The organism is Streptomyces sp. HSW2009, from assembly GCF_040240285.1.
GTDB lineage: Bacteria > Actinomycetota > Actinomycetes > Streptomycetales > Streptomycetaceae > Streptomyces.
Map to the genome: position 1 here is coordinate 1 of NZ_JBEHZD010000328.1, position 9,025 is coordinate 9,025.

Here is a 9,025-nt window from a genome sequence, read left to right on the forward strand (position 1 = left end):
CCCCCCCCCCCCCCCCCCCCCCCCCCCCCCCCCCCCCCCCCCCCCCCCCCCCACAACACCCCCCCCCCCCCCCGCGGGCCCGGGGGGGGGGGCGCCCCCCGGGGGGGGGCCCGGGGGGGCCCCACCGATCGCGCGCCGAGGGCGTCAGCCGACGAGGGCCTTCCACGTCAAGGGGCCCGCCACGCCGTCCACGGTCAGCCGGTTGGCGCTCTGGTACGCGCGGACCGCGTCCCGGGACACCGTGCCGAACTCGCCGTCGAGCGCCAACCCGGCGCTGTGCTTGTTCAACACCGTCTGAAGACCGCGTACGTGCGAGCCCTTGGCACCCTGCTTCAACGAGTAGACCAGGTGCGGCCAGGTCTTCGGACCCACCTGCCCGTCCGCGACCAGCTTCCGCGCGGCCTGGAACTTCTTCACCGCGGCGACCGAGACCGACCCGTACGACCCGTCGGCGTTGAGCTTGTACCCGCGCTGCGTCATCAGGTACTGGAGCGCCTTGACGGTCGCGCCCTTGGCGCCCGAGTTCAGCGACGGCCAGCCGCCGCCCAGGTCCACCCCGCGGGCAGCGAGATAGGAGACCGGGTTGGTGGTGCGGCCCAGCGATCCGGTGTGCACCTCGAAGTGCAGGTGGGGGCCGGTGACATTGCCCGTGGCGCCCATGTCGGCGATCCGCTGGCCCGCACCCACCTTGGCGTTCAGGCCGACCCGGAACTTGCTGAGGTGCCCGTAGTAGGTGTAGCGCCCGCCGCCGTGCGAGATGACCAGACCGTTGCCGGAGCGCCCGGTCAGCACGCTGGTGCCGCGCTTGATCACGGTGCCGGCGGCTGCGGCGTAGATCGCCGTACCGGTCGAGTTGGTGACGTCCTGACCTGCGTGCGGGTACTTGCCGCGCGGGGCGCCGTACTGGCCGCCGGCGGGGAAGTGGCCCCGGGCCGGGTTGCACCAGCTACCGTCCTTGAGCGTCGCGGCCGAGGCCGCGGACATCAGGCCGGGCGCCCCGGTCAGGGCCACCCCGAGGCCCGCCCCGACGCCGATCAACAGCTTTCGGCGCGAGGGGCCGTGCGGTACGAGGTCCGCGGGGTCGACTGCCGTGTCGTGGGCCGGGGCGCACTGCTCACACATGTCGTTCTCCTGGGGGTTGCCGTCGGTTTGTGCCGCGCGCAGCGGGCATGCCGAAGATGCCCGGGCACGCCTGGTGCCAGGGCGCGGCGTAGGGCGTTCTACGCGCGTCATTCAGGTGGAAGCGTAGGCCCCGCTCGCTGCCGGCGTGGGCAAATTGGCGAGATCATGCCAGGACACTCCGCGGGCTTCCCGAACGGTCGTGACGGCCGCGCAGTGCCCGGCCGGCCCCGTTCACCCTGCTGTGCAACCCCGGTGGTCACGCGTTCACTTGGGGCGCGCCGATGGCCTCAGGGTTCCGTCGGCGTGACCGGCGGCAGGGCCTGACGCAGGCGCGTGAGCAGGGCTTTCGCCGCGGGGGTGGCGGGACCGTCCGTCGGCCAGGCGAGCGCGATCCGGCCGCGGAGCCGCGGCGCGGTGAGCGGCACGGCGCACACGCCGAGGGCCGCCGCGGTGTCTCCCGACGGTTCGGGCAGGATGGCGACGCCGAGGCCACGGGCGGCGAGCCGGGCGAGGAGCAGCGGTTCGGCGGCCTCGAAGGCGATGCGGGGTGTGAAACCGGCCTGCTCGCAGCCGCGTTCCAGAGTGCTGCGCGAGCCCGTGCCGCGCGGCAGGCTGATCAGCGGCTGATCGGCGAGCGCGGCCAGGGCGAGTTCCGGCGGCGCCTCGGGCGTGACCAGCGGGTGCCGCGTGGAGAGCGCGGCGACCAGCGGGGTGTCGATGACGAACTGACAGTCGATGCCGGGCGGCGGCGTGGCGCTGGCGACCCCCAGCACGGCGAGGTCGAGCGTGCCCCGGCGTAACGCGTCGCACATGCGCGCCGAGGTGTCCTCGGTCAGGGATATCTCCACCTGTGGATGGTCGTCGTGGAAGTCGGCGAGCACATCGGCCAGGTCGTAGCTCTCGGTGGTGGCGCCGGAGACGATCCCCAGGGTGACGTGGCCGCGGACCAGGCCGGTGAACTCGTCCACCGTCTGCCGCATCCCCGCCACCGCGGCGAGTGCCGCCCGCGCGTACGTGAGCGTCGCCCCGCCGACCTCGGTCGTGGTCACCCGCCGCCCTGAACGGTCGAGCAGCGGCTGCCCAAGCTCCTTCTCCAGCAGCCTGATCTGCGCACTCACCCCGGGCTGGGCGACGTGCAGCCGGGCCGCTGCCCGGGTGAAGCTGCCCTCTTCCACGACGGCGATGAAGTACTGCAACTGGCGGAGCTCCATAAGCAGAGATGCTAGCCAGCAGAAGAGACGGCTCTTGGACTTCTCACCGCAGGCCGCAGAGGCTGGTGATCATGGTGAGAGCAGAGAGCGAGGTCCGCGCGGCCATCGCCGCCGAACGGTGCGCGGTGGCAGACGTGCTCGACGGGCTGACCGGCGAACAGTGGGACGCGCCGAGCCTGTGCAAGGGGTGGCGGGTGTGCGAGGTGGCCGCACACATGAGCCTGGGGTTCCGGTACTCCTTCGGCGCGACGGCCAGGGAACTACTGCGAGCGGGCGGCAACCTGCACCGCATGACCGACCGGCTCGCCCGCCGCGACGCCGCGGCCCTGACCTCGGACGAACTCGCCGCCGCCCTCCGGGACAACGCCGACCACCCGTGGAAGCCACCGGTGGGCGGGCTGGCCGCGGCACTGGGCCACGACGTCGTCCACGGCCTGGACATCACCGTGGCCCTTGGCCTCCCGCGACAGGTGTCACCGGAGCGGCTGCGGATCGTGCTCGACGCCGTCGAACCGCGCACCCTGCGCTTCTTCAAGGCGGACCTGGCCGGCACCCGGCTACGGGCCACCGACCTGGACTGGACGTACGGCGCCGGCACCCCACTGGACCGCCCCGCACACGAGCTCCTGTTGCTCGCGTACGGGCGCAGCATCCCGGAGGCGCGCGGCGCGTGAGGGCGGGGGCGCGTGACGGTGGGCGACGGTCAGGGATCGGGACAGCAGGTCCCGGGCCCCGCGTCCCGGAGGCCGACCGAGCAGGGCCACGGGCGGTCCGGCCCGTAGGAACGATGACGAAAGGCGACACGGTGAAGTATTCGCACGACGACGCGGAACTGGTCGGACAGCCCGTCGGCTACTGGACCTGGGCCGCCAACAAGGTGCTGTTGGCCCACGTCAGGGGCCGGTTGGCGGCCATAGGTATCACCCAGCCGCAGTGGTGGGCGCTGCACCAGGTGCTGCACGGCGCGACCGGCGCCACCCGCGCAGAGGTGATCCGCGACCAGCAGGCCAACCTGGACGTGGGCCCCGGCCTCGCCCCCGACATCGACCTGCTGGTCGAGCGGGAGCTGCTGGTGGAGGACGAGGACGGACGACTCCAGATCACCGACGCCGGCCGGACCCTGCACCGGAGGGCGGCCGAGACCCAGCGGGAGAACCGGGCCAGGGTGCACGCCGGCATCGCGGACGAGGAGTACCTGATCACCCTGAAGGTGCTCCAAAGGATGATCCACAACGCCGGTGGTGATCTGACAGCGGTCTGACGCGCTGCCGGACGCGGCGGGGCGGTGGGGTGGTGGGGTGACGGGACCGCGGGGTGGGAACGCCGGCCGCGGGCCGTCGTCCCGCCACGGCGGCTGCCGCCCCAGTCGGTTCGCCATAGCGCATGGTCGGCATGCCCGTCCCGTGCCGGCCGCCAGTTGTCCGCAACCTGCCAACCGGCCCACCGGGTCGCTGCCCGAACCGGGCCCGTAATCGTCACCACCACGCACACCCTCTCCCCTCCCCAGCCGAGCGCTTCCCCCGCCCATGACCCCACCATCGCAGAGGGGTCTGACAATGCGACCCTCCGTCACCATCCGGCAGGGGCCGGCACCCCGGTCGCGATCGGTTGGCCGCCGGTGTTCAGGCGCCGCAGTCCACCCCGCGGTCGGCCAGCCACCGCAGCAGCTCCGTGGGGTGCAGCAGTGGCAGCGGACCGCCCCACCGGTGCCAGTCCAACCCGACGCCAACGTGCAGCCGCAACAGGGCGACGCCCGCACCCGCAGCATCGCGCAGTACGAACTCCACCTCGCCCCAGCACATGCAGGTGAACGTGGAACCGGCCGGGTCAATCGCCAACAGCATGGTCAGTTCGGCGCGTTCGGCCTCTTTCCGGACCACGTGACCGGAGTCGGCCCCCACCCGCCGGATCTCGACCTCACGGGTCTGCGACCAGGGGAGCGGTGCCGGTGTGGACACGGCCAGCTCCTCGGCCAACACGCCGAACAGCCGCAGTTGGTGGACGCTCGGCTCCGCCCGCCCACCCGAACCCTTGCCCCCGCCGGCGCCGTCAGCCCCGTCCTCCGTGTCACTCTCCGCGCTCATGGGCTGGAGGCTACTGCGGACATCACTCATCCGGGACGCCACCCCCGAACGGCCCGGGGCGCAGACCGTTGCCGCCGTGCGGGCGATTTCCGCTCGTCCTTCGTCGTGCCGGGCAAACGGCGCCGCCGGGGTGGCGCAGGCTCGCCTAGCCTGAGGTGTGTGGTCCGCACCTGCTGGGTGTGTACGGAGAGCGGCCCCCGGTCCCGGAGCGTACGGCGGAAGGGTGAGTGCGGTGAACGACTCCCACGGTGAGCAGGCACGGCGCGCTCCACGGGCGGACGGGCACGGGGCGGGCGAGGCCCATGACCCCACCGCGCCCCGCGACTCCCGTGCGGCCCACGACTCCCGTGCGGCCCACGACTCCGGGGCGGCGCACGACCCTGCGGCGGGCCCGGCCCCCGAAGGCGGCCCGGAGTTCCACCCGTACCACCATCCGGCCGCAGGCTGGGGCGCGGCCAACAGCGTCACCCGGTTCCTGGTCCGGGAAGGGGCCCTGGCCAGCGGACCGCGGGCGATCCGGCGGATGAACCACGAGGACGGCGGGTTCGACTGCCCGGGCTGCGCCTGGCCCGACGACACCAAGGGCCTGCACCTGGACATCTGCGAGAACGGCATCAAACACGTCACCTGGGAGCTGACCCGCAAGCGCGTCGGCCGGGACTTCTTCGCCGCCCACACGGTCACCGAACTCTCCGAGTGGAGCGACCGCGACCTGGAGAGCCAGGGTCGACTGACCGAGCCGATGGTGTACGACCCGGAGAGCGACCACTACGTCCCGATCCGCTGGCAGCAGGCGTTCGACCTGGTCGGCGACGTCCTGCGGGGGCTCGACTCACCCCACCAGGCGGCGTACTACACCTCGGGCCGACTCGGCAACGAAGCAACCTTCCTCTACCAACTCATGGCCAGAGAACTGGGCACCAACAACCTGCCCGACTGCTCCAACATGTGCCACGAGGCCAGCGGGCGCGCCCTGCAAGCCGCCATCGGCACCGGCAAGGGGACCGCCGACCTGGGGGACTGGGAGCGGACCGACGCGCTGTTCGTCTTCGGCGTCAACGCCGCGTCCAACGCCCCCAGGATGCTCACCGCACTCGCCGCCGCCTACCAGCGCGGCGCCCAGATCGTGCACGTCAACCCGCTGGTCGAGGCGGCGGCCACGCGCACCATCATCCCGCACGACTTCCTCCAGATGGCCACCTTCCGGGCCACCCCCACCAGCACCCGCAACCTCCAGGTGCGCATCGGTGGGGACATGGCACTGCTGCGCGGCATGGCCAAGGCGATCCTGGAACAGTCGGACTCCGACCCCAAGGCCGTCGACCAGGAGTTCATCGACCGGCACACCGTCCACTTCGCGGAGTACCGCGCCCGGTGCGAGGCCACCGACTGGGCGGAGATCGAGCAGCAGTCGGGACTCAGCCGCGCCGAGGTGCTGGCCGCCGCCCGGATCTACCGGGAGGCCGACCGCACCATCATGAGCTGGTGCCTGGGCATCACCCAACACGAGCACGGCGTCGACACCGTACGGGAGATCGTCAACCTGCTGCTGTTGCGCGGCAACTTGGGGCGTGAGGGGGCCGGGCCCTCCCCGGTGCGCGGGCACAGCAACGTCCAGGGCAACCGCACCTGCGGCATCGACCACCGCCCGAGCCCGGAGTTCCTCGACCGGCTCGCCGAGGTCTGCGCGATCCACCCACCCCGCGCGCACGGCCTGGACACCGTCGCCACCATCAAGGCCATGCACGCGGGTACCGTCAAGGTCTTCGTCGGCATGGGCGGCAACTTCGCGCTCGCCGCGCCCGACACCCCGTACACCGCAGCCGCGCTGCGCTCCTGCGAGCTGACCGTGCAGGTCAGCACCAAGCTCAACCGCAGCCATCTGGTGCACGGCCGCCGGGCCCTGATCCTGCCCTGTCTCGGCCGCACCGAGAAGGACCACCAGGCAGCCGGCGTGCAGCGCACCTCGGTGGAGGACTCGATGAGCATGGTCCACCTGTCCGTCGGCATGAAGCGCCCGGCCTCGCCCGACCTGCTGTCCGAACCGGCGATCATCGCGGGCATGGCCCGCGCCGCCCTGCCCGACAGCACTACACCCTGGGAGTGGTACGTCGAGGACTACGACCGCATCCGCGACACCATGGCCCAGGTACTCGACGGCTTCGAGGACTTCAACCGGCGGGTGCGGCTTCCGCTCGGCTTCCGCATCAAGCAGCCCGCCCGCGAACTGGTCTTCCGCACCCCCTCCGGCCGCGCCGAGTTCTCCACAGCGCCGCTGCCCGACGTGATCCCCGCCCCCGGCACGCTGGCCCTGGGCACCATGCGCTCCCACGACCAGTGGAACACCACGATCTACTCGCACGACGACCGCTACCGGGGCATCAAGAACCTGCGCACGCTCATCTTCATGAACGGCGACGACCTGCGCGAACGCGGCATCGAGCAGTTCGACCCGGTCGACATCACCAGCACGGCCAAGGACGGTACGCAGCGTCACCTGACGGGGTACCTGGCGATTCCGTACGACATCCCTCGCGGTTGCGCGGCCGGCTACATGCCGGAGATGAACGTGCTGTGCGCCCTCGGCGACTACAGCACCCAGAGCGACCAACCCCTCATGAAACACGTACGGATCACCGTCTCCCCGGCCCGCGGCGGAGAGTGACCCGAGCCGCCCGTCTCGCGCGGAGGGTTCCTCGTGACGACCGTCGTACGCCGAGGGGTACGCGTCACGGCCGCCGTGCCCCGAGGGTTGCCCGTCTCGAACGCGGTGGGTGAGTCAGTACGGGTGCTGGTCGGTCTTGTACTTCCAGGCCCGGTACGCCATCTTGCCGAGCCCCGGGAAGATCTGCTTGATGGGGATCAGCCGCTGGTCGAGCGGCTTCGTGAAGTCCTTGTACTGGTAGGCGTCACTGAACCCGATCCGCTCGGTCTCCTTCAGGTCGCACGCGAAGTAGACGGCGCTGATCCGGGCCCAGTAGATGGCGCTCATGCACATCGGGCAGGGCGCGCCGCTGGTGTAGATCACGCAGCCCTTGAGCATCCGGGCCCGGGCGCCGACCTTGTCGGGCGAGTTCGGTTCGCGGGGGATGAGCTTGAGGGTGCTGGTGTGCTGCCGGTCGCGGGCGATGGACGGCGCCGAGGGGTTGAGCACCTGCACCGCCTTGCGGATGGCTTCGACCTCGCCGTGCGCGGTGGGGTCGCCGGTGAGCAGGACCCGGTTCTGCCCGCGCGCAACGATCCGCCCACCACGGACGATGACGGCGCCGAACGGGCCGCCCCAGTTGTTGTTCACCGACTCCTTGGCCAGTCGTACGGCCTCGGTCATGAACTCCTCGTGCTTCGCCATGCCCTGTCCTCCGTCTCAGCCCGTCGGGCCGTCGTACGGCTGCGCGCCCGGCACCCATCCCGACGATAGACCCCGCGGGCCGGCCGGCAACTCCGGCCGCCCGTCGTGCCCAGGGCGCCCACGAGCCCGTCGCCCGACCTGCTCATCACTGCGCTGACCTGCATGTTTCACCAGGCAGTCGGAGACGTGAGGACCGCTTCCCAGCGTCGGTCCACACGGCCGTCGGGCACCTGGCCCGGCCCGGGTACCCGGATCGGCGGCGACGACCAGGGGAGTGACCGCCCGACCCGCACCACCCGGTCGGCGCCTCGGTCGGGTCCGCCGCGCCGGGTGTCCGAATCGCACTTCGGCGTACCGGCGTATCGGGGCGTGCGGCCGGCGCACGCCCGTCGACCTCGGTATCGGTGCGCGTCGGCACGCCCTCGACCGGGGGTGGCCTATGCCGGGGGCAGGGGCCAGAGTTCACCGTGCTCTGTCCAAGCTGTCGAAACTCGGGAGGAAATGGTGTCCGTACGACCGTACGTGACGGCAATTGCCGTTCTTGGGTTGCTCGGTGCCGGAACCGGTACCGCGCTTGCCGCACCGATCCAGCAGCACGGCCCGACCAGCACGACGCACTCGACCACCGCGGCCAGCAGCATCGACGACGGGAGCTTCGAGTACCCCGCAGCCCCGGCCAACAGCTTCACCAACGTGCCGACCGGCGGGTCCATCGGCCCGTGGGCGGTCACCGCCGGCAACGTGGACCACATCGGGCGCGGCTTCTGGCAGGCGGCGGACCGGGACCAGTCCGTGGACCTCAACGGCGGTACGGCGGGCACGATCGCCCAGACCTTCCCGACGACCCCGGGCAAGACGTACGAGGTCAGTTACGCGCTGGCCAGCAACCCTGGCGGCGTCCCCACGGTCAAGACCGGTCGCGCCCTGATCAACGGGCAGAACTTCCAGGACTTCTCCTTCGACAGTACGGGCAAGACCGTCACGAACATGGGGTACGTGGGACGGCACTTCACCTTCGTGGCCCGATCCGCCTCCACCACCCTGTCGTTCGCCAGCACCACTCCGAATAGTGCGTACGGTCCGGTCATCGACGACGTGGTGGTTCGCCCCTCCTGCTGTCCGTGCTCCTGCGGCCAGGGGACGACCCACAGACACTGACCCCGCCCCGGGGGGGGGGCCCCCCCCCCCCCCCCCCCCCCCCCCCCCCCCCCCCCCCCCCCCCCCCGCCCCCCCCCCCCGCCCCGCGCCCCCCCCCCCCC

At 71.9% G+C, this 9,025-nt stretch carries 8 protein-coding genes; 4 read left to right on the top strand and 4 right to left on the bottom strand.

Annotated features, from left to right (window positions below; all coding sequences use genetic code 11):
• Nucleotides 1-144: 144 nt before the first annotated feature.
• Nucleotides 145-1,122 carry a peptidoglycan-binding protein gene (locus AAHZ94_RS22160; RefSeq protein WP_502964738.1) on the bottom strand — a complete coding sequence of 326 codons (978 nt, stop codon included), beginning with the start codon at nt 1,120-1,122 and terminating at the stop codon, nt 145-147.
• A gap of 287 nt (nt 1,123-1,409) precedes the next feature.
• Nucleotides 1,410-2,333, bottom strand: a complete 924-nt coding sequence (locus AAHZ94_RS22165; RefSeq protein WP_349994728.1) for a LysR family transcriptional regulator — start codon at nt 2,331-2,333, stop codon at nt 1,410-1,412.
• Between the two features lie 71 nt (nt 2,334-2,404).
• Between AAHZ94_RS22165 and AAHZ94_RS22170 the strand changes: the two genes are divergently transcribed.
• The gene (locus AAHZ94_RS22170; RefSeq protein WP_349994729.1) at nt 2,405-3,007 is read left to right on the top strand and encodes a maleylpyruvate isomerase family mycothiol-dependent enzyme; all 603 of its coding nucleotides are present in this window, start codon (nt 2,405-2,407) and stop codon (nt 3,005-3,007) included.
• A gap of 113 nt (nt 3,008-3,120) precedes the next feature.
• Nucleotides 3,121-3,594 carry a MarR family winged helix-turn-helix transcriptional regulator gene (locus AAHZ94_RS22175; protein ID WP_349994730.1) on the top strand — a complete coding sequence of 158 codons (474 nt, stop codon included), beginning with the start codon at nt 3,121-3,123 and terminating at the stop codon, nt 3,592-3,594.
• 361 nt (nt 3,595-3,955) lie between these two features.
• On the opposite strand, the gene AAHZ94_RS22180 is transcribed toward AAHZ94_RS22175, so the two are convergent.
• The gene (locus AAHZ94_RS22180; protein WP_349994731.1) at nt 3,956-4,417 is read right to left on the bottom strand and encodes a hypothetical protein; all 462 of its coding nucleotides are present in this window, start codon (nt 4,415-4,417) and stop codon (nt 3,956-3,958) included.
• Between the two features lie 232 nt (nt 4,418-4,649).
• Between AAHZ94_RS22180 and AAHZ94_RS22185 the strand changes: the two genes are divergently transcribed.
• The gene (locus AAHZ94_RS22185; RefSeq protein ID WP_349994732.1) at nt 4,650-7,082 is read left to right on the top strand and encodes an FdhF/YdeP family oxidoreductase; all 2,433 of its coding nucleotides are present in this window, start codon (nt 4,650-4,652) and stop codon (nt 7,080-7,082) included.
• A gap of 114 nt (nt 7,083-7,196) precedes the next feature.
• On the opposite strand, the gene AAHZ94_RS22190 is transcribed toward AAHZ94_RS22185, so the two are convergent.
• On the bottom strand, nt 7,197-7,766 hold the full coding sequence (locus tag AAHZ94_RS22190; RefSeq protein WP_349994733.1) for a nucleoside deaminase: 570 nt from the start codon (nt 7,764-7,766) through the stop codon (nt 7,197-7,199).
• Nucleotides 7,767-8,267: 501 nt separating this feature from the next.
• Here AAHZ94_RS22190 and AAHZ94_RS22195 point away from each other — a divergent pair.
• Nucleotides 8,268-8,924 carry a choice-of-anchor C family protein gene (locus AAHZ94_RS22195; protein WP_349994734.1) on the top strand — a complete coding sequence of 219 codons (657 nt, stop codon included), beginning with the start codon at nt 8,268-8,270 and terminating at the stop codon, nt 8,922-8,924.
• Nucleotides 8,925-9,025 lie beyond the last annotated feature (101 nt).

Coding starts and splice junctions, on each gene's coding strand:
- AAHZ94_RS22160 (WP_502964738.1), bottom strand. CDS start 1,122: ATGTGTGAGCAGTGCGCCCCGGCCCACGACACGGCAGTCGACCCCGCG.
- AAHZ94_RS22165 (WP_349994728.1), bottom strand. CDS start 2,333: ATGGAGCTCCGCCAGTTGCAGTACTTCATCGCCGTCGTGGAAGAGGGC.
- AAHZ94_RS22170 (WP_349994729.1), top strand. CDS start 2,405: ATGGTGAGAGCAGAGAGCGAGGTCCGCGCGGCCATCGCCGCCGAACGG.
- AAHZ94_RS22175 (WP_349994730.1), top strand. CDS start 3,121: ATGACGAAAGGCGACACGGTGAAGTATTCGCACGACGACGCGGAACTG.
- AAHZ94_RS22180 (WP_349994731.1), bottom strand. CDS start 4,417: ATGAGCGCGGAGAGTGACACGGAGGACGGGGCTGACGGCGCCGGCGGG.
- AAHZ94_RS22190 (WP_349994733.1), bottom strand. CDS start 7,766: ATGGCGAAGCACGAGGAGTTCATGACCGAGGCCGTACGACTGGCCAAG.
- AAHZ94_RS22195 (WP_349994734.1), top strand. CDS start 8,268: ATGGTGTCCGTACGACCGTACGTGACGGCAATTGCCGTTCTTGGGTTG.